Below are 19,567 nucleotides of genomic sequence, written 5' to 3' on the forward strand. Positions count from 1 at the left end.
ATTTATAGGCAATAAAAAAAACCCTCAAAGAGGGGCATCGCGTGTAGTCATCTTTATTAAAACTTAAAGATATTCTACATTCACAATTTCATATTCCACTTCGCCTTGCGGAGTGACAATTTTGGCTTCATCGCCTTCATTTTTGCCCAACAAACCGCGTGCAATAGGCGAATTCACTGAAATTTTATTGATTTTAAAATCAGCTTCATCATCACCTACAATTTTGTAGGTTTTTTGCTCTTCGGTGTCTAGGTTTTCAATGGTCACAGTCACACCAAAAACCACACGTCCGTTTTGTTCCAATTCTTTAACATCAATTACTTGGCAAGCGCCTAATTTACCTTCGATGTCTTGGATACGACCTTCGCAGAAACCTTGCTGTTCACGTGCGGCATGGTATTCAGCATTTTCTTTTAAATCGCCATGTTCACGCGCTTCTGCAATCGCTGCAGTAATACGTGGACGTTCAACCGATTTAAGTTGTTGTAATTCTTGCTCTAAAGCGTGTTTACCTTCAGGCGTCATAGGATAACGTTGCATGTTGTCCCTCTTTAAAAATATTGAAGTCTATAAATGAAAAAAGCCCGCCACCCGAAAGGTGACGGGACTTTATTGAAATGTATTAACCTACAGTAAGATCTTGCAGGCGATATACATCCATTGGTAATTTAATCGCTAAGGCTTGGCATACAGCATCTGCGCCATTCAAGGTCGTGGTGTAATACACTTTACCTTGCAATGCAGAACGACGGATTGAGAATGAATCCTGCTGAGCTTGTTTGCCTTCAGAAGTATTGATGATGAGGTGAATCTCACCATTTTTCAAACGGTCTACAATGTGTGGGCGACCTTCAGTCACTTTATTCACACGTTCACACTCAATACCTGCATCGGTGATGACTTTATGCGTACCACCCGTTGCAACAAGTTTGAAGCCAAAATCAGCCAATTGTTTTGCAATACGCGCCACATGCGGTTTATCTGACTCACGTACAGATAAGAATGCATGTTTTACTTCGCCTTCAGTTGGGATTCCTGGTAAGCGATCATTCGAGCCTAACACAGCTTTATAGAATGCTTCACCAAAAGTTTTGCCCACACCCATCACTTCACCTGTAGATTTCATCTCAGGCCCAAGCACAGGGTCTACACCAGGGAACTTGTTGAATGGGAACACAGCTTCTTTCACAGAGAAGTGTTGCGGAATAATTTCTTTAGTAAAGCCTTGTGCTTCTAAAGATTGACCTGCCATACAACGTGCTGCAACTTTAGCCAATGATTCGCCAATACACTTAGAAACGAACGGAACAGTACGTGATGCACGTGGGTTCACTTCCAAGATATAAACGTCATTGCCTTTCACTGCAAACTGTACGTTCATTAGACCAATAACGCCCAACTCTTTTGCCATTGCAACAGTTTGACGACGCATTTCGTCCTGTACTTCATCTGACAATGAATAAGGTGGAATTGAACATGCTGAGTCGCCAGAGTGAATACCTGCTTGTTCGATGTGCTGCATAATACCGCCAATAACCACATCTTTACCGTCAGATACGCAGTCTACGTCAACTTCAATCGCATCATCCAAGAAACGGTCTAACAGTACAGGTGCATCGTTAGATGCTTGAACTGCATCACGCAAGTAGCGTTTCAATTCTTCTTCGTTATACACGATTTCCATTGCACGACCACCCAATACATAAGATGGACGAACAACGAGCGGGTAACCCACTTTCGCTGCTTCTGCGATACCTTCTTCAGCAGATTTTACAATGCTGTTGTTAGGCTGACGCAATTGCAGACGTTGAATCATTTGCTGGAAACGCTCACGGTCTTCTGCACGGTCAATTGCATCTGGTGATGTACCAATAATTGGCGCACCTGCCTCTTCTAAAGCGCGTGCCAATTTCAATGGAGTTTGACCACCGTACTGTACGATAATGCCTTTTGGCTTTTCTGTACGTACGATTTCAAGTACATCTTCCAAAGTAATTGGTTCAAAGTACAAACGGTCTGAAGTGTCGTAATCGGTAGATACGGTTTCAGGGTTACAGTTCACCATGATGGTCTCAAAACCATCTTCACGCATAGCAAGGGCTGCGTGTACACAGCAGTAATCGAATTCGATACCTTGACCAATACGGTTTGGACCGCCACCAATGACCATGATTTTGTCTTTGGTAGATGGATTTGATTCACACTCTTCATCGTAAGTTGAATACATGTAAGCAGTGTCAGATTCAAACTCTGCAGCACAGGTATCTACACGTTTGTAAACAGGATATACACCCATGTTCCAACGTTGTTTACGGAATTGCTTTTGTGAAATGCCCATCAAGTTGGCAATACGTAAGTCAGATAAACCTTTGCGTTTAAATGAACGTACATTTTCAGCAGTTAAGTCACCAAAACCTAAAGATTTGATTTGTTCTTCAGTTTTAACAATGTCTTCAATCTGAACGAGGAACCATTTGTCAATTTTGGTCGCTTGGAATACGTCTTCTACAGAGAAGCCATGACGGAAAGCGTCTGCCACGTACCAAATACGCTCTGGGCCAGGAACTTTGAGTTCAACCAAAATTTTGTCACGTGCGCCTTCAGCACCCACTTCAATTTGTTCGTCAAAACCGCAAGAACCAGTTTCCAAACCACGAAGCGCTTTGTTGATCGACTCTTGGAAGTTACGGCCAATTGCCATCACTTCACCTACAGATTTCATCTGTGTGGTTAAAGTCGCATCTGCTTGCGGGAACTTTTCAAAGTTGAAACGTGGAACTTTAGTGACAACGTAGTCAATTGATGGTTCAAATGCCGCAGGAGTGGTACCGCCTGTGATGTCATTTTTCAGTTCATCAAGGGTATAACCCACAGCCAATTTCGCTGCAACTTTTGCAATTGGGAAACCAGTGGCTTTAGATGCAAGTGCAGATGAACGAGATACACGTGGATTCATCTCAATCACAACCATACGACCAGTATTCGGGCAAATACCGAACTGAACGTTAGAACCACCTGTTTCTACACCAATTTCACGCAGTACTGCTAAAGATGCATTACGCATCAATTGGTATTCTTTGTCCGTCAAAGTTTGCGCAGGAGCAACGGTGATTGAGTCACCAGTGTGCACGCCCATTGGGTCAAAGTTTTCGATTGAACATACGATGATACAGTTGTCGTTTTTATCACGTACAACTTCCATCTCATATTCTTTCCAACCAATAAGTGATTCATCAATCAATAATTGTTTGGTTGGAGAAAGATCGAAACCGCGTTCACAGATTTCAAGGAATTCTTCTTTGTTATATGCGATACCGCCACCAGAACCACCCATGGTGAATGATGGACGAATAATCACAGGGAAGCCAAAGCGAGATTGAATCTCAAGTGCTTCTTCCATAGATTCAGCAATTGCTGCTTTTGGACACTCAAGACCAATTTTGCGCATTGCTTCATCAAACAATTTACGGTCTTCGGCTTTTTCAATCGCGTCTTTGGTTGCACCAATTAATTCAACATTGTATTTGGCTAAAATACCGTTGGCATCTAATGCAAGCGCACAGTTCAATGCAGTTTGACCACCCATGGTCGGAAGTACTGCATCTGGACGTTCTTTTTCAATGATTGCTGCAACAGTCTGCCAAGTGATTGGCTCGATATAAGTTGCATCTGCCATTGCAGGGTCAGTCATGATGGTCGCAGGGTTCGAGTTTACCAAAATAACGCGGTAACCTTCTTCACGCAGCGCTTTACATGCTTGAGCACCAGAATAGTCAAACTCACAAGCCTGACCAATAACAATAGGACCAGCACCAATAATTAAGATGCTTTTAATATCCGTACGTTTAGGCATTATTTCGCTCCTTAATTACTTCTTAGCGGCTTCAATAAGTTCGATGAAATGATCGAACAAGAGTGCGCAGTCATGTGGACCTGAACTTGCTTCTGGGTGACCTTGGAAGCTAAATGCAGGCTTGTCTGTACGATGAATACCTTGGTTTGTGCCATCGAACAATGAACGATGCGTTGAACATACATTGCTTGGTAAGGTGCTTTCATCTACCGCGAAGCCGTGGTTCTGAGAAGTAATCATCACTGTACCAGTTTCTAAGTTCTGTACAGGATGGTTTGCGCCGTGGTGACCGTGCGGCATTTTCATTGTTTTTGCACCTGATGCAAGTGCAAGAATTTGGTGACCTAAACAGATACCAAATACAGGAGTATTCGTGGTTTCTACAATTGTTTTTACAGCTTCAATTGCGTAGTCACATGCAGCAGGATCGCCAGGGCCATTTGACAAGAAAATGCCATCTGGGTTTAACGCAAGGACTTTTTCAGCAGGGGTTTGTGCAGGAACAACGGTTAATTTGCAACCGCGGTCTGCGAGCATACGCAGGATGTTGGTTTTGACACCGTAATCGTATGCAACCACATGATATTTAAGTTCAGGTTGAGTAAAGCCTTTGCCAAGTTCCCATGAACCTTCAGTCCATTCAAAACCTTCAGGGTCGCAGCATACTTTTGCAAGATCTAAGCCGTTTAAGCCGCCAAATGCACGTGCTTTTGCAATTGCTTCTTCTTCAGTGATATTTTCACCAGCAAGAATACAACCGTTTTGCGCACCTTTGGAACGTAAAATACGGGTCAATTTACGGGTATCAATATCGGCAATTGCAACAACATTGTGTTGTTGTAAGTATTCGCCTAAAGATTGAGTAGAACGGAAGTTACTGTGTAATAAAGGCAAATCACGGATAATTAAACCGTTTGCCCATACTTTATGAATTCGACCTGACTCAACATCTTCATCATTGCAACCAGTGTTCCCAATATGTGGGTAAGTTAAAGTCACAAGTTGTTGTGCATAACTCGGGTCGGTCAAAATTTCTTGATAGCCAGTCATGGCAGTGTTAAAAACGACTTCACCAGTCGTGCTTCCCGTTGCACCGATAGACGTACCTTTAAAGATTGTACCGTCGGCGAGGGCTAAAATGGCGGGGGTGCTCAAACCAAAGCTCCTGAACTAAAACCACAAAAATAGGGCTGTAAAAAAGCGAGTAGACGAAAAAAAAGGAAGGTCAATATTTAAACCTACCCTCCTATGTCTGCTCGCTTGAACTTAACATTGCATTATACGCATGAACTCGCCAAAAGTCCATTGTGAATCTAACGAATATGTAAGATAAAAGACTTGCTTTTTTTGCTAGGTTTATGTTTTAGCGTGTAGTCCAAATGTAAGCAATCTACGATTGTTAGACAATCCAAAACCCATTTGAGTCTAAATTGCCTTATGCTTAATTTATAAACAACAACGACCTTGGGTAAAAGCGAATGACTGAACAAGATAAATCAGCCACTGAACCACAAAACAGTGCAATCAAAGCAGTAAGTGAAGGCGCTGAAAGGCTTGAAAAAGTAACGCATGATGCCAAAGAGCAGGTGCTTGATGTAGTTGCGGAAACGCAAGAAAAACTTCAAGCCGAAGCAAAACAACTCAATGCCAGCGTGCAAGAGCAATTGGGTCAGTTAAAGCAAGATGTGTTGCAAAAAATTGAAGCTTTAAAAGCACAATTTGGCAGTTCACCTAAAGATTTGGGCGAATTAAAAGACTTTGTAAAAACTGAATTTAGCGCAATTATTGAAGATCTTTCTAAACTTGGTAAAGAGTTGAAAGAAGATGTCAGCAGCATTTCAGTAAAACACAAAGATCAATTGGCTGAAACTTTTAAGCGTTCTAAAGAGCACACACTAGAAGCGTGGAAAAAAGTAAATCCATCAAAAACTGAAACTAATGATGAAACTGATCAAGCATAATCCAGTTTAATCTGTTGCTGATTCAGCCATAAAAAAAAGTGAGGTCATGCGCCTCACTTTTTTATTTAAATTTCTTGCTCAAACCAAAAACTAGTTGTTTCAATCTAAACTACTATTAATCACAGTTAGAACTGATGTAGCCAATCGCGCTTATTGTGAAAATCGGCGGCAGGGCTGCTGTGTTGCATGGCATAAAATTGCTCGCCTTGACTGGTTTTTAATACAGCTGTGAGCCCAATAAACAAATCTGTCCATTTCAGTTTATGTTTCAGCATAAATTCGGTTAAATCCAAACTGACATTTAAACCGTAATGCGTACGTTTTAGCTGATTCAACTCAATATCATAAGCGGCCACAGGTGGCATTTGCTCAGGATAACGATATTCTTCAAAGGCATAGGCTTGCCAAGCTTGAGAAGGGGAGAGATTGATTTCACGATAAAAATCTTCGCCCTGAACGCCAATGAAAATTTCAAAGCAGGTCTGTTCCCACAAAAAGTCATGACGTGGATGTGAAGTCACCAATGCAGGCCATTCGACCCACTGATTCGGATCACGCAGCCAATAACCTACATTTAAGCTAAACGGACTTTGTTGTTCAATTGCACCGACCAAAGAAATCGCTTGAAACTGACGATCAAAGGCGCTGAGTTCGTAACTTGCCATATAAGCTTAGTTAGACAAATGAGCGTGACGAACTAAATTTGACAACTTGGCATTTTGTTTTGCTGCTTTTTTATAAAGCAAAGCAATTTTACCAATTGTTTGTACCACTTCAGAACCTGTTGCTGCAGCAATTTCAGTAATTACAGCTGCACGTACTTCACGGTCTTCACCACCAATTTTAACTTTAATCAATTCGTGATCGTTTAAAGCACGGTTGGTTTCTTCAATTACATTTTCAGTCAAACCTTGACCGCCAACCATCACTACAGGGTTAAGTGCATGACCAATTTGACGTAAACGCTTGCGTTCCTGAATAGAGAGAGCCGCCATAAAGATAACCTAATTTTAAAAACGGCTTAGTATAACAAAAGCCAATTTGAAACGCTGTAAATTCTATGCAAATAATCCGCGAACATGCAGCAGTGCAAAAATATCAAAATAGAACATTTGCTTAGGTTTATCCATCTGTGATGAGTGTGGTTTTTTATGCCACAGTACAGAAATAAGCGATGGATTTAATAGAAAAAACTTGTCAGTTATTGGCATTTAGATACAGATGTCTACTGCAAGCTTGCTAATTTTCACGTACAATCGCAATTTAGATGGCTATTCGTTACTAAGAGAGTTATGGCAACACGCATTACCAACCAAAAGTTATCCAAAAGTAGTCGTGCGTGGATGAGAGAGCACCTAGATGATCCCTTTGTGAAAAGAGCGCAAAAAGAAGGGTATCGTGCACGTGCTGCATACAAACTACTTGAGATTCAAGAAAAATATAAACTGATTAAACCGGGCATGACGGTGGTGGACTTAGGTGCAGCACCAGGTAGTTGGTCGCAAATCGCAGGGAAACTTGTCGGCGACAAAGGTTTGGTGATCGCTTCCGATATTTTGGAAATGGACGCATTACCAGATGTGACCTTTTTACAAGGTGACTTCCGCGAAGAAGAAGTGTTCGAAAAATTGTTAAATATTTTAAACGGACGCACGGTAGACGTTGTAATTTCCGATATGGCCCCCAATACATCAGGTAATAAAGCTGTAGATCAACCGCGTCAAATTTACTTATGTGAGTTGGCTCTCGATTTTGCCAATCGCGTATTGGGACCTAATGGTCAGTTTGTGGTCAAAGTGTTCCAAGGTTCGGGATTTGACGAATTTCGTAAACAGGTCGTGGACAGTTTTGATGTGTTAAAGACAGCAAAACCCGCTGCTTCACGCGCGCGTTCCAAAGAAGTATTCCTTATTGGACAAGGACGTAAAAAAGCGTCTAAATAAAGTTTACTTGCCAAGCCGTTAAAAATTGTGCATTTTGTACGTTTTTAATGAATTGTCTAGCTGATCTTCAGCTTTTTGAATGAAAGGTCACCCAGTAACGGGCATGATCAAATTAGATTGATATGGGAATAAAGCTTTGAGCGATCTCTTCAAGAATGCCGTATTGTGGCTGATTATACTTGGTGTGCTGATTCTAATTTTCAGCAACATCAATAACAGTGAAAAGCCAACTGCAATGAACTATTCAGAGTTCGTTACAGCGGTGAATGCTGGTCAAATTAAGCAAGTCACAATTGATGGCGAAAGAATTAGTGGCGAAAAAGTCAACGGCTCGTCCTTTGAAAGCATTCGTCCAGCAGTTCAAGATCCTGAACTGATGCCGAATCTGATTAAAAACAACGTTGTTGTTGAAGGTACTGCACCTCAACGTCAAGGTTTGTTAATGCAACTATTGATCGCAAGTTTCCCTGTACTTTTAATCATTTTGTTATTCATGTTCTTTATGCGCAACATGGGTGGCGGTGCAGGTGGTAAAAACGGCCCGATGAGCTTTGGTAAATCTAAAGCTAAAATGTTGTCTGAAGACCAAATTAAAGTCACATTTGCAGATGTTGCGGGTTGTGACGAAGCAAAACAAGAAGTAGTTGAAATTGTAGATTTCTTAAAAGACCCTGCTAAATTCAAGCGTTTAGGTGCAACTATTCCTAAAGGTGTGTTGATGGTAGGTCCACCGGGTACAGGTAAAACCTTATTGGCCAAAGCCATTGCAGGCGAAGCCAAAGTTCCATTCTTCAGCATTTCTGGTTCTGACTTCGTTGAAATGTTCGTGGGTGTAGGTGCTTCTCGTGTTCGTGATATGTTTGAGCAAGCTAAACGCCATGCACCATGTATCATCTTTATTGATGAGATTGATGCGGTAGGTCGTCACCGTGGTTCAGGTACAGGTGGTGGTCACGATGAACGTGAGCAAACACTTAACCAAATGCTTGTTGAAATGGATGGTTTTGAAGGCAATGAAGGCATTATTGTTATCGCTGCGACAAACCGTGCCGATGTACTGGATAAAGCTTTATTGCGTCCAGGTCGTTTTGACCGTCAAGTAATGGTTGGCTTGCCAGACATTAAAGGTCGTGAGCAAATTCTGAATGTTCACTTGAAAAAACTGCCTTCAGTTACAGGTGTAGATGTCAAAGTCTTGGCACGTGGTACACCAGGCTTCTCTGGTGCGCAATTGGCGAACCTTGTGAATGAAGCTGCATTGTTTGCTGCCCGTCGTAATAAAAACACGGTGGATATGCACGACTTTGAAGATGCTAAAGACAAGTTGTATATGGGCCCTGAACGCAAGTCGATGGTACTGCGTGAAGAAGAGCGCCGTGCAACTGCTTATCATGAAGCAGGCCATGCGATTGTCGCTGAAATGCTGCCAGGTACAGACCCTGTGCATAAAGTGACGATTATGCCGCGTGGTTGGGCATTGGGTGTGACATGGCAATTGCCTGAACATGACCAAACTAGCCATTATAAAGACAAAATGCTGAACGACTTGTCTATCTTGTTTGGTGGTCGTATTGCAGAAGAAGTCTTTATTAATCAAATGTCGACAGGTGCATCGAATGACTTTGAGCGTGCGACTAAATTAGCACGTGCGATGGTGACCAAATACGGTATGTCTGACAAGTTAGGCGTAATGGTCTATGAAGACGATACACAACAATCATTCATGGGTAGTTTAGGCAGCCGTACGATTTCTGAAGCCACCCAGCAACAAGTGGATGCTGAAGTTCGTCGTATTATTGATGAGCAATATAAAGTTGCCCGCGATATTTTGGAAAATAACCAAGACATTGCCCACGCAATGGTAAAAGCATTGTTGGAATGGGAAACCATTGATCGTGACCAAATCCGTGACATTATGGAAGGTCGTGAGCCACAGCCACCGAAGGTGTATATTGCAGACAATCCTGTGATTGATGTAACACCAACCGATGGTCCAAGCACACCGCCACCATTACCAGCGAGCTAATCAGCTCACATGATGTTAAAAAAGAGTCTTTGTATAAAGGCTCTTTTTTTTTGTTCGTGTGGTTTATGTGCAGTTGTGACCGGAATATTGAGGTCTGTTGACGCTCATCGAAAAGAATTCCACATCTTTAAAATTAGCCATGTTAAAATAAGCTTTTCAAATTGAAAGGAAGACCAGCATGCAGCTAATGCCATTACCCAAACGTGTATTGCAATGTGGACGTTTGCGTTTAGATTTATCTCAGCCGCATGTGATGGGAATTCTAAATGTGACACCAGACTCGTTTAGTGATGGTGGGCGACATAATGAAAAAGATGCTGCTGTGGCGCGTGCTTTGGAAATGATAACCGAAGGTGCAACGGTGATTGATATTGGCGGAGAGTCAACACGTCCGGGAGCCAGCCCTGTGAGTGTAGAAGAAGAAATTCGTCGTGTGGTACCTGTGGTAGAAGCCTTATCTGCTTATGATGTGGTGCTTTCGATTGATACGTCACAGCCTGAAGTGATTCGTGCTGCCGTAGCTGCGGGGGCGCATATCTGGAATGATGTACGTGCGCTGACCCGTCCAAATGCGTTGCAAACAGCTGCTGAGTTAAATATCCCCGTGATTATTATGCACATGCGTGGTGAACCGACCACCATGAACAATTTAGATCAATATGATGATGTCACTGCAGATGTGATTGCAGAATTGCAGCAACGTGTCGCTGATGCTTTGGCGGTAGGGGTCAAGCCTGAAAATATCATGATTGATCCAGGTTTTGGTTTGCCGAAAAATGCACAACAGAATCTGAAATTGTTAAATGAGTTGCATCAACTGAATGGTATGGGGTATCCAATTTTATCGGCATTGTCCCGTAAAAGCTTTATTGGTGAAGCTTTGGGTGGGGCAGAGCCAACACAGCGTGCAGTTGGTTCTGTAGCGGCACATTTACTCAGTATTCAGCAAGGTGCATGTATTGTGCGTGCGCATGATGTTAAGGCTATGTCTGACGCCATTAAAGTCTGGCAAGCAATGCAGTTGGCAAATTAATTGCAGTTTATAGATTTAGGGCGAAGCTAGAATTAAAGCCTTGCTTATGCTATATAGGCACGCTTGAATCTCTGTATTTTTGAGTGCTTGTATGTTTGCAGATTTACTTCTCCCGATGTTTGATGATGAGTTTTATCCTGATATTTTAGTTGCTGAGTTAAAACAACTGATTCAACAGTTTGCAAAACACGTGTCTAAATCCAATTTATCTGAAACCGATATTTATCATTTTGCAGATCAGACCGTGCAAGCCATTAATAAAATGAAACCACAATTTGAAGATCTGGATTCAGATTTGGACGATACCGCAGCAGATTATATTGCTGAGGCGATGATGATGGTGCTGCAAGATCAAGGCTATTTCGAGATTGAAATGGAAGAATTGATTGCAACGAGAGAGTGGTGATAGGTCACTCTCTTTCAGCTTTAATTTATGGGTGATTCAATAAATCATCTAAAACATCATCCAAATGGCAACTTTGCTGTGTATGTAGTTCTGCAATTTCCCGAACATTCAACGTATATAGCCCATTATGTTCATTCGGCTGTGCAATTAAATTGACCCAAAACTTTGTATTTTGTTGCAGCAAAGTTTTGAGTTGCTTTTCTTCTTCAGGATTTTGGAAATTTAATAAATATAAATTGTTGCCTAAGCTGCAACGACGTAATTGTAATTCTTGATTTTTATATTGCAATGTTCCTGCAAAAACATCATAAAATTCTGCATCAGTTTCAATTGGGTTTACGGATTCGGTTGCTGACTCAAGGCTGGGATTTTGTGCATGGCTTGCAAAACTGAGCAAGCAGCATAAACAGATCACCCATTTGAAAGAGAAGATAAAGCGTTGTAGAGACATTTCAAATCATCGGCACATAAGTGTTATCGTTTTCAATATTATATTTTTTAGGCATAAAAAAACCAGCTTAATGCTGGAGTTCTTTATTTGCACCATTTGAATGATTTGATTCATTAAAATGGTGCCCGAGGCCAGACTCGAACTGGCACGCTTTGAGGGCGGGGGATTTTAAATCCCCTGTGTCTACCGATTTCACCACTCGGGCATGTGCGCAATAATAGAGGACGAAATAAATCTTGGCAAGTAAATTTATTTACAATTGCTTTCTTTTCAATCAATTCAACTTATTAGCTTGAAAAAAGTTCGGTTTGCAGTATATTTCTGCTGTTTGTCATCAATATTTCATGAATTTGAGATCAAAGCGAAATCATAAATTTCTATGTTGAGCGCTCAAGAAAAATAAAAGGAATATTCATGAACATTCGCTTAACTCGCCGAGAGCTGATTCAAAAAAGTTTGGCTGGTTTTGGGGCGTTGTCATTGCCAGTCGCATTAACTGCATGTGGTGATGACAATGAAAATACAGCAGAAAATGCATTAAAGGTGCAGTTTTTGCATGGTGTCGCCAGTGGTGATCCGCTGCATGATCGTATCATTTTATGGACACGTGTAACGCCAAGTGACATGGCAGCATGCATTGAAGTGGTTTGGGAAATTGCCAGCGATGAGGCGTTTAAGCAATTGGTAAATACTGGCAAAGTACAAACCAGCGCAGCGCAAGATTTTACTGTTAAAGTGGACGCAGATCGTTTACAGGCAGGGACTAAATATTATTACCGTTTCCGCTTTGGTAATACGGTTTCTGCTATAGGACAGACCAAAACCTTGCCACAACGCAGCGATCAAGTGAAATTTGCGGTCTGTTCTTGCTCGAACTATCCCGCAGGTTATTTTCATGTGTATAAAGAAATGGCACAGGAAAACAATCTGGATGTGATTATTCACTTGGGTGATTATATTTATGAATATGGACAAGGTGGCTACGCGACTGACGATGCAAAACAGTTAGGACGTACCTTTGCTGCAGACAATGATAAAGAAATTATCAAGTTAGATGATTATCGTAAACGTTATGCTTTATATCGTACCGATGCTGATTTGCAGACTGCTCACCAACGCCATCCATTTATTGTCATTTGGGATGACCATGAACTCAGTAATGATACTTGGGAAGCGGGTGCAGATAATCATCAAGAAGGTGAAGGCAGCTTTATAGAACGTAAAATTGCGGCATTACAGGCTTATTTCGAGTGGATGCCAATTCGTCCAGTTGCAGAAAATGATCATTTGAATATTTATCGCCAGTTTGATTTTGGTGGTTTGGTGAATCTGATGATGCTGGATACGCGTATTTTGGCGCGTCATAAGCAATTAGATTATGCTAACTATATGACGGCAGAAGGTATTGATGCTGCTAAATTTCAGGCAGATTTATTTAGTGATCAACGCACATTGATGGGTGGAGTTCAACGAGAATGGTTGCAAAAGCAGTTGGGGCAGTCTAGGGCTACTTGGAATGTTTTGGCTCAACAAGTGTTGATGGCGAAAATACTGATTCCACAAGAACTGTTATTGCCTTTAGCGAAAATCACCAATGGTGATCAGCAACCTGAAACACTTGCACAAATGAAGCAGAAAATTACAGAATTGGTCACGCTGAAATTGCGTTTAAAAGCGAATGATCCAACTTTGACAGCAGTAGATAAGGCACGTTTGTATGCGGTTGCACCTTATAACCTCGATGCTTGGGATGGTTATGCCTACGAGCGAGAAGTTGTGTATGGGACATTGCAGCAACTTGGGAAAAAAACAGTGGTGTTGGCAGGTGATACTCACAATGCTTGGGCTGCAACCTTGCATACACATGAAACAAATCATGAGGTTGGGTTGGAATTCGCGACCAGCTCGGTATCATCGCCCGGAATTGAGTATTACTTAAATGTGCCTGCAGACGAAATGGCAGCGTTGGAATATGCCTTTCAAGAACTGATTGATGAACTGGATTATTGCAACTTAAATCAACGTGGTTATTTAACGGTGACTTTTGATCGTGCGCAAGTGGTTGCAGATTGGAAGTTTATAGATACGGTTAAGGCACGTGAATACAAACTCGATGATACGCGTGGTCATCAACAGAAGTATGGTGTAGACTTAAAACCAATCATTGATGTCGCTAAAACTGCTTAAAATCAGTCTGATACTTACAGAAAACCGAGCCTAAGTTGCTCGGTTTTTTGATAATCTTTCTGATGTTTGGCGTGATGTTTTAATCGAGTTTATCTTGAATATAACTATCTAAATCTATGTACTTAATCCTTTTACATAAATTGTGTTCAGCCTGCATCAGTTGTTGATGTAACTGAATTGCATGTTGATATTGCTGATTCAATTGGGCAAAACGAGGGCTATTTTTATTGGAAAAATACATCCGATATTGAATTTTAGCAGCTTGACGATATGACCAATACGCAGCACGGCGAAATTGCGTTAAGCAATATTTTTGTTCAAGGCTTATATGGTCACGGAACATATTCTCTTTATAGAAACGTACAAAACCAAAACTGATGCAGAAAAAGAATAAAATCCCTTGCAGAATTGCACTCTGAAAATAGGCGAAATTTACCGCTTGTAGCAGAATCAATACTGCTATTTTTATGGTGGCATGTTGCTGTAGTTGATACCACGATGCCGAACTGTGTTTAATTTGATACAACACATAAGGTAGAAGCAGCATAAAACCTAACATGATGGCTAAAATCGCCAATGCCTTGGCTTGAAAGGCATCGTACTGCGGTGCAAAGTTTTGAATCCCGTGCGCCAGACTGATTGAAATAGGAATAAAAATCAGGCAGGCCAAGACCCATGGAATCATTTCTTTCCAATCATCCAGCATGCCTTTGCTTTGAATAAAACCATAAAACAAAATATTTCTTTTAAATGCAGCAGGGTATTGTTGTTGCAATTGCTGCAAATCAAGAAGCGCTTGTTTAGGGTTCATAGAGGCATCATTGAATATTGAATAAAGAGGGGAAAACCTAAAATTTAGGCATAAAAAAACCAGCTTAATGCTGGGTTCTTTATTTGCACCATTTTAATCTATTTTAAAATGGTGCCCGAGGCCAGACTCGAACTGGCACGCTTTGAGGGCGGGGGATTTTAAATCCCCTGTGTCTACCGATTTCACCACTCGGGCATAGTTTTACAAGATTGGAGGCGGAGGTCGGAATCGAACCGGCGTCCACGGAGTTGCAGTCCGCTGCATGACCACTCTGCCACCCCGCCGCGTCTTGTGATGCGTATATTAGCAAGCTCTGAAAAAAAAACAATACTATTAAATGAGCAGATGCACATTAATTCGACATATAGAATAAAATAGTCTAAATAATCATGTATTATTTGCAAAATTGATTCATATCAACATTTGGAGATGTGCCGTGGCATTAATTTTAGACGGTCGTGCATTGGCAAAACAAATTGAAGCTGATCTGTTAACACGTGTAGAAGCGTTAAAAGCAAAATCAGGTCGTACCCCAATTCTAGCGACTATTTTGGTCGGTGATGACGGTGCATCTGCAACTTATGTACGCATGAAGGGCAATGCTTGCCGTCGTGTGGGCATGGATTCTTTAAAAGTAGAATTGCCAACAGAAACCACCACAGAACAATTATTGGCAGAAATTGAAAAATTGAATGCCAATCCTGATGTGCATGGTATTTTGTTGCAACACCCAGTTCCTGCGCAAATTGATGAGCGTGCTTGTTTTGATGCGATTTCACTTGCAAAAGACGTAGATGGTGTGACCTGTTTAGGTTATGGTCGTATGGCAATGGGCGAAGCTGCATATGGTTCTGCAACACCTGCAGGCATTATGACCATTCTTAAAGAAAACAACATTGAAATTGCAGGCAAACATGCCGTTGTTGTGGGGCGTTCGGCAATTTTAGGTAAACCAATGGCTGCGATGCTTCTTGAAGCCAATGCCACAGTGACCATTTGCCATTCACGTACCCAAGATCTTGCAAGTTTTGTGAAACAAGCGGACATTATTGTGGGTGCGGTTGGTAAAGCTGAATTGATTCAAAAAGACTGGATCAAACCAGGCGCTGTGGTTGTTGATGCAGGCTTCCATCCACGTGATGGCGGTGGTGTTGGTGATATCCAATTGCAAGGCATTGAAGAGATTGCTTCTGCATATACGCCTGTACCAGGTGGCGTTGGCCCAATGACCATTACAACTTTGATTCGTCAAACGGTTGAAGCGGCTGAGAAAGCGTTAGGTTGATGAAGACCTCTCCCTAACCCTCTCTTGCGCTTCAATTTAAAAGCAGTGCTTTAAATTTTGCTCAGGAGAGGGGAAATTCATTGTGAAAATAATGGATGCTCCTTCTCTTGCGCCGTATACGGCTCAGGGAGAAGGCTGGGATGAGGGCTTAAAAATTCTCTCCCTAACTCTCCTAAAAAAGAGTGGGGAATTCATTGTAAAAATAATGAATGCTCCCTCTCCTTTAAAAAAGCAGGGGGAACTTTTTAAATTAGAACGAATAAAAATCCAATGAGCTGTACCTTTCAATTTCCTAAAGCCCCTGAACATCTTTTAGATGCTTTACATGATGTAATTCCAAATTGTGAATTACTGGCACAGCAATTGCCTGAAACGCCTATTTCACTTTGGCTTATTCCACCAGTATTTCCTACCGACAAGCTAGATGATGAAGTGATTCGTCGTATTTGGAATGATACGCCGTACTGGATTTTCTGTTGGGCTTCAGGACTTGCAATGGCGCAATGGTTATTGGCAGAACCGCAGCAAGTAAAAAATAAAGTCGTTTTAGACTTTGGTGCAGGTTCGGGCGTGGTGGCGATTGCTGCAAAAATGGCAGGTGCCAAACGGGTAATTTGTTGTGATATTGACCCCATTAGTCTTGCAGCCTGTCGAGCCAATGCTGAATTGAATGATGTGGTGCTTGAATATTTAGATGATCTATACAAAGCAGAACAAGTGGATGTATTGTTGGCTGCCGATGTACTTTATGATCAATGCAATCGCTTTTTTTTAGATGAGTTCTTAAAGTTCGCCCCAGAAGTTTGGGTGGCAGACAGCCGAGTGAAAAACTTTAGTCATCCACAATATATAAAAATAGATGAACGCAGCGCGACCACATGGCCAGATTTGGATGAAGCCAAAGAGTTCCGTAATGTGAGTTTTTATAAGACGCGATAACTCATCACGTCTTATAGGAAGCCAGTTTTGTGGCGCGAATTAGTTGCAGCTATAACGCACAATGCGCAGTGTGCTTGGGCGAGCATCTAAGGCCTGACGTGTAGCATAGTTTTCACTGCTATGTAGCTCAGGTGTGTTCGATAAGCCAATAGAGGTGCGGCTTTGCCCAAGTTGGCGACCATACGGGTCTTGTTGGTTGGCTGCAGGATTCACCACTTCATTAATACTTAAAATCCGCAATTGATAAGTTTTATGCGCACCAAGTTCTTTTTGGCAGGCACGCTGTAATTTACTTTCATCGCGCTGTTGGTTTTGACGTCCTGCAAGCGTATAAGCCAATACGGCAGTGCGATCAGTTTTGCTTTCGACTTTATAGCCAACAAAACTATTCTCGTTTTGCTCAGGCAAACTTTGACAAGCGGATAAACCTAACCCAAGTCCCGTCATAGCCAAAATAATCATTGTATTCTTCATGGTTTTATTCATGATCATGTCCCATGTTTTGAAGTCATTAATTCTTGTTTGAAGTATGCCATAGCTGAGAGGACAAAGCATGGCTTTGTTGGCGGTGTAGCAGGCTGTCTATATTTGAGCTGATAAGCGTGTGCTTGTGATGTCATGTTTTTACCTTGAATCTTCGTATTATTTAGTATTTACACATCAGGTGGGGATGTTGAAGCTGGAATGTTGATGTTTTTAGCAACTAAAATATTAGGGCAATAAAAAAGGTCACCGAAGTGACCTTTTCTTAGCAATCAGCGTTGAATTACGCAGATTTAACCGCTTCAAGTAAAGCAGCTTGACGTGCTTTCAATGCAGCAGGTAGGCGCTCACCAAGTTTGTTGAATAACTCAGTGTGGCTTTCTAACTCTTTGATCCATTGTTCTTTGTCTTGCGCTGTTACAGTTTCAAATTGCTCTTTAGAGAAATCTAAACCAGTCCAGTTCAATTGCTCATACGTTGGAACAAAACCAATTGGAGTTTCAACAGCTTCTGCACGACCTTCGCAACGATCAATGATCCACTCAAGTACACGCATGTTTTGACCAAAACCAGGCCATACGAAGTTGCCTTCTGCATCACGACGGAACCAGTTTACGTTGTAAATACCTGGTAATTTGTTGCCTGCAGCTTTTGCTTTTTCGCCAACTTTCTCACCCATTTCTAACCAGTGAGAGAAGTAGTCTGCCATGTTGTAACCAGCAAATGGAAGCATTGCAAATGGGTCGCGGCGTACAATACCTTGTTGACCAACGGCTGCTGCAGTAGTTTCAGAACCCATAGTTGCAGCTTTATATACGCCATCTACCCAGTCAAATGCTTCTGAAATTAGAGGCACTGTGTCTGCACGACGACCACCGAAGATGAACGCTGAAATTGGAACACCTGCTGGATTTTCCCAGTCAGCATCGATAGAAGGGCATTGACCTGCTGCAACAGTGAAGCGCGCATTTGGATGAGCTGCTTTTTCTGCGCCAGTGTGTGGTTGACCTTTCCAGTTGGTTAGGTTTGCAGGAACTTCTTTAGATAGACCTTCCCACCATACTTCGCCGTTGTCAGTCACAGCAACGTTGGTATAAATCACGTCTTTGTGCAGAGTTGCCATACAGTTCGGGTTAGTCTTGGTGTTTGTACCAGGAGCAACACCGAAGAAACCAGCTTCTGGGTTAATTGCATATAAGCGACCATCTTCACCTGGTTTGATCCAAGCAATATCGTCACCTACAGTTTCAATTTTCCAGCCTTCGTAACCTGCAGGTGGAATTAACATCGCAAAGTTGGTTTTACCACATGCAGAAGGGAATGCTGCAGCGATGTAGTGTTTTTCGCCTTGTGGATTGGTCACGCCTAAAATAAGCATGTGTTCTGCTAACCAGCCTTGTTCACGGCCCATTGCAGAAGCAATACGAAGCGCTAAGCATTTTTTACCCAATAATGCGTTACCGCCGTAACCAGAACCATACGACCAGATTTCACGAGTTTCTGGATAATGTACAATGTATTTTTCTTTGTTACATGGCCAAGCAACGTCTTTTTCGCCTTCAGCCAATGGTGCGCCCACAGTGTGTACGCAAGGAACAAATTCGCCATCTGTGCCCAATACGTCATAAACAGCTTTACCCATACGAGCCATTTTAGACATGCTGACAGCAACATAAGGAGAGTCAGTTAATTCAATACCGATGTGAGCAATGTGGCTACCTAATGGGCCCATAGAGAATGGAACCACATACATGGTACGACCAGCCATTGAACCGTCGAATAAACCGTTTAATTTAGCGCGCATTTCAGCTGGCGCTTCCCAGTTGTTCGTCGCACCAGCATCTTCTTTGTTTTCAGAGCAGATGTAAGTACGGTCTTCAACACGAGCAACGTCAGAAGGATCTGAATTTGCAAGGTACGAACCAGGGTGTTTTTCTTGGTTTAATGCTTGCATGGTGCCGTTAGCGATCATCAAGTCGATTAGACGTTGATATTCTTCTGCGCTACCGTCACACCATTCAATTTTTGCTGGTTTCGTTAACTTTGCAATTTCTTCAACCCATGCAATAAGCTTAGGGTGACGAACGAATTCTGGTGCGTTCACTTGGGTCATGGTGAGGCCTATCTTAAATGTGTACAAATCGTGTACAAAGTACAATCTGAACGATGGGGTACATAGTTCAGATGAA

The 19,567-nt window shown here is 42.0% G+C and carries 18 protein-coding genes and 3 tRNA genes; 9 read left to right on the top strand and 12 right to left on the bottom strand.

The features are described 5' to 3' along the window. Nucleotides 1-63: 63 nt before the first annotated feature. The 3 genes from greA to carA form a co-directional block, all read right to left on the bottom strand. The gene (gene greA / locus HX743_RS03770; protein ID WP_004972169.1) at nt 64-540 is read right to left on the bottom strand and encodes a transcription elongation factor GreA; all 477 of its coding nucleotides are present in this window, start codon (nt 538-540) and stop codon (nt 64-66) included. 82 nt (nt 541-622) lie between these two features. Beyond that, the gene (gene carB, locus HX743_RS03775) at nt 623-3,853 is read right to left on the bottom strand and encodes a carbamoyl-phosphate synthase large subunit (RefSeq protein ID WP_178318545.1); all 3,231 of its coding nucleotides are present in this window, start codon (nt 3,851-3,853) and stop codon (nt 623-625) included. Nucleotides 3,854-3,868: 15 nt separating this feature from the next. Continuing rightward, nucleotides 3,869-5,008 (bottom strand): glutamine-hydrolyzing carbamoyl-phosphate synthase small subunit, encoded by a 1,140-nt coding sequence (gene carA / locus HX743_RS03780; protein WP_154320968.1) that lies wholly within the window; start codon nt 5,006-5,008, stop codon nt 3,869-3,871. A 323-nt stretch (nt 5,009-5,331) separates the two neighbouring features. Here carA and HX743_RS03785 point away from each other — a divergent pair, with 323 nt between their 5' ends. Further along, entirely contained in the window at nt 5,332-5,814 is a 483-nt protein-coding gene (locus HX743_RS03785; protein ID WP_167845852.1) for a hypothetical protein, read from the top strand. 125 nt (nt 5,815-5,939) lie between these two features. Here the strand turns inward: HX743_RS03785 and HX743_RS03790 are convergent, their stop codons facing one another. Beyond that, nucleotides 5,940-6,479, bottom strand: coding sequence for a DOMON-like domain-containing protein (locus HX743_RS03790; protein ID WP_178318546.1), 540 nt, complete (start codon nt 6,477-6,479; stop codon nt 5,940-5,942). A gap of 6 nt (nt 6,480-6,485) precedes the next feature. After that, on the bottom strand, nt 6,486-6,809 hold the full coding sequence (yhbY, locus tag HX743_RS03795; RefSeq protein WP_004972158.1) for a ribosome assembly RNA-binding protein YhbY: 324 nt from the start codon (nt 6,807-6,809) through the stop codon (nt 6,486-6,488). A 297-nt stretch (nt 6,810-7,106) separates the two neighbouring features. Here yhbY and rlmE point away from each other — a divergent pair, with 297 nt between their 5' ends. The 4 genes from rlmE to HX743_RS03815 all read left to right on the top strand — a co-directional run bounded on the left by rlmE (nt 7,107) and on the right by HX743_RS03815 (nt 11,222). Continuing rightward, nucleotides 7,107-7,757 (top strand): 23S rRNA (uridine(2552)-2'-O)-methyltransferase RlmE, encoded by a 651-nt coding sequence (gene rlmE / locus HX743_RS03800; RefSeq protein WP_004972157.1) that lies wholly within the window; start codon nt 7,107-7,109, stop codon nt 7,755-7,757. Nucleotides 7,758-7,893: 136 nt separating this feature from the next. After that, a complete protein-coding gene (gene ftsH / locus HX743_RS03805; protein ID WP_004972155.1) occupies nt 7,894-9,783 on the top strand; it encodes an ATP-dependent zinc metalloprotease FtsH in 1,890 nt (629 codons plus the stop codon). A 178-nt stretch (nt 9,784-9,961) separates the two neighbouring features. After that, nucleotides 9,962-10,816, top strand: a complete 855-nt coding sequence (gene folP / locus HX743_RS03810) for a dihydropteroate synthase (protein WP_214129009.1) — start codon at nt 9,962-9,964, stop codon at nt 10,814-10,816. Between the two features lie 91 nt (nt 10,817-10,907). Next, nucleotides 10,908-11,222, top strand: coding sequence for a DUF5713 family protein (locus tag HX743_RS03815; protein ID WP_131260668.1), 315 nt, complete (start codon nt 10,908-10,910; stop codon nt 11,220-11,222). Nucleotides 11,223-11,247: 25 nt separating this feature from the next. Here HX743_RS03815 and HX743_RS03820 read toward each other — a convergent pair whose 3' ends face one another. Continuing rightward, entirely contained in the window at nt 11,248-11,673 is a 426-nt protein-coding gene (locus HX743_RS03820; RefSeq protein ID WP_167845853.1) for a hypothetical protein, read from the bottom strand. 119 nt (nt 11,674-11,792) lie between these two features. Further along, nucleotides 11,793-11,878: transfer RNA gene (locus HX743_RS03825), tRNA-Leu, on the bottom strand. A gap of 209 nt (nt 11,879-12,087) precedes the next feature. On the opposite strand from HX743_RS03825, the gene HX743_RS03830 reads away from it, so the two are divergent. Next, nucleotides 12,088-13,860 carry an alkaline phosphatase gene (locus HX743_RS03830; protein WP_131260666.1) on the top strand — a complete coding sequence of 591 codons (1,773 nt, stop codon included), beginning with the start codon at nt 12,088-12,090 and terminating at the stop codon, nt 13,858-13,860. 79 nt (nt 13,861-13,939) lie between these two features. Here the strand turns inward: HX743_RS03830 and HX743_RS03835 are convergent, their stop codons facing one another. The 3 genes from HX743_RS03835 to HX743_RS03845 form a co-directional block, all read right to left on the bottom strand. Continuing rightward, complete coding sequence (locus HX743_RS03835) at nt 13,940-14,671, bottom strand: hypothetical protein (RefSeq protein WP_178318547.1); 732 nt, start codon at nt 14,669-14,671, stop codon at nt 13,940-13,942. A 109-nt stretch (nt 14,672-14,780) separates the two neighbouring features. Then, a tRNA-Leu gene (locus HX743_RS03840) sits at nt 14,781-14,866 on the bottom strand. Between the two features lie 15 nt (nt 14,867-14,881). Next, a tRNA-Cys gene (locus HX743_RS03845) sits at nt 14,882-14,955 on the bottom strand. A 152-nt stretch (nt 14,956-15,107) separates the two neighbouring features. Here HX743_RS03845 and folD point away from each other — a divergent pair. The 3 genes from folD (at nt 15,108) to HX743_RS03860 (ending at nt 16,895) form a co-directional block, all read left to right on the top strand. Next, entirely contained in the window at nt 15,108-15,956 is an 849-nt protein-coding gene (gene folD / locus HX743_RS03850) for a bifunctional methylenetetrahydrofolate dehydrogenase/methenyltetrahydrofolate cyclohydrolase FolD (protein WP_178318548.1), read from the top strand. 82 nt (nt 15,957-16,038) lie between these two features. Then, nucleotides 16,039-16,230 carry a hypothetical protein gene (locus tag HX743_RS03855; RefSeq protein ID WP_178318549.1) on the top strand — a complete coding sequence of 64 codons (192 nt, stop codon included), beginning with the start codon at nt 16,039-16,041 and terminating at the stop codon, nt 16,228-16,230. Beyond that, nucleotides 16,227-16,895 (top strand): methyltransferase, encoded by a 669-nt coding sequence (locus tag HX743_RS03860; protein ID WP_004972140.1) that lies wholly within the window; start codon nt 16,227-16,229, stop codon nt 16,893-16,895. The genes HX743_RS03855 and HX743_RS03860 overlap by 4 nt, the downstream gene beginning before the upstream one ends. A 39-nt stretch (nt 16,896-16,934) precedes the next feature. Here the strand turns inward: HX743_RS03860 and HX743_RS03865 are convergent, their stop codons facing one another. Continuing rightward, nucleotides 16,935-17,369, bottom strand: a complete 435-nt coding sequence (locus HX743_RS03865; protein ID WP_026438295.1) for a hypothetical protein — start codon at nt 17,367-17,369, stop codon at nt 16,935-16,937. Between the two features lie 292 nt (nt 17,370-17,661). Further along, a complete protein-coding gene (locus tag HX743_RS03870) occupies nt 17,662-19,491 on the bottom strand; it encodes a phosphoenolpyruvate carboxykinase (GTP) (protein ID WP_004972137.1) in 1,830 nt (609 codons plus the stop codon). Between the last annotated feature and the right edge of the window lie 76 nt (nt 19,492-19,567).

The organism is Acinetobacter sp. Swhac1, from assembly GCF_013390985.1.
GTDB classification, from domain to species: Bacteria; Pseudomonadota; Gammaproteobacteria; order Pseudomonadales; family Moraxellaceae; genus Acinetobacter; species Acinetobacter towneri.

Bases quoted from the DNA above. Each gene is read 5' to 3' on its own strand.
- greA (WP_004972169.1), bottom strand. From the start codon at position 540: ATGCAACGTTATCCTATGACGCCTGAAGGTAAACACGCTTTAGAGCAA.
- carB (WP_178318545.1), bottom strand. From the start codon at position 3,853: ATGCCTAAACGTACGGATATTAAAAGCATCTTAATTATTGGTGCTGGT.
- HX743_RS03785 (WP_167845852.1), top strand. From the start codon at position 5,332: ATGACTGAACAAGATAAATCAGCCACTGAACCACAAAACAGTGCAATC.
- HX743_RS03790 (WP_178318546.1), bottom strand. From the start codon at position 6,479: ATGGCAAGTTACGAACTCAGCGCCTTTGATCGTCAGTTTCAAGCGATT.
- yhbY (WP_004972158.1), bottom strand. From the start codon at position 6,809: ATGGCGGCTCTCTCTATTCAGGAACGCAAGCGTTTACGTCAAATTGGT.
- rlmE (WP_004972157.1), top strand. From the start codon at position 7,107: ATGGCAACACGCATTACCAACCAAAAGTTATCCAAAAGTAGTCGTGCG.
- folP (WP_214129009.1), top strand. From the start codon at position 9,962: ATGCAGCTAATGCCATTACCCAAACGTGTATTGCAATGTGGACGTTTG.
- HX743_RS03815 (WP_131260668.1), top strand. From the start codon at position 10,908: ATGTTTGCAGATTTACTTCTCCCGATGTTTGATGATGAGTTTTATCCT.
- HX743_RS03820 (WP_167845853.1), bottom strand. From the start codon at position 11,673: ATGTCTCTACAACGCTTTATCTTCTCTTTCAAATGGGTGATCTGTTTA.
- HX743_RS03830 (WP_131260666.1), top strand. From the start codon at position 12,088: ATGAACATTCGCTTAACTCGCCGAGAGCTGATTCAAAAAAGTTTGGCT.
- HX743_RS03835 (WP_178318547.1), bottom strand. From the start codon at position 14,671: ATGAACCCTAAACAAGCGCTTCTTGATTTGCAGCAATTGCAACAACAA.
- HX743_RS03860 (WP_004972140.1), top strand. From the start codon at position 16,227: ATGAGCTGTACCTTTCAATTTCCTAAAGCCCCTGAACATCTTTTAGAT.
- HX743_RS03865 (WP_026438295.1), bottom strand. From the start codon at position 17,369: ATGAAGAATACAATGATTATTTTGGCTATGACGGGACTTGGGTTAGGT.
- HX743_RS03870 (WP_004972137.1), bottom strand. From the start codon at position 19,491: ATGACCCAAGTGAACGCACCAGAATTCGTTCGTCACCCTAAGCTTATT.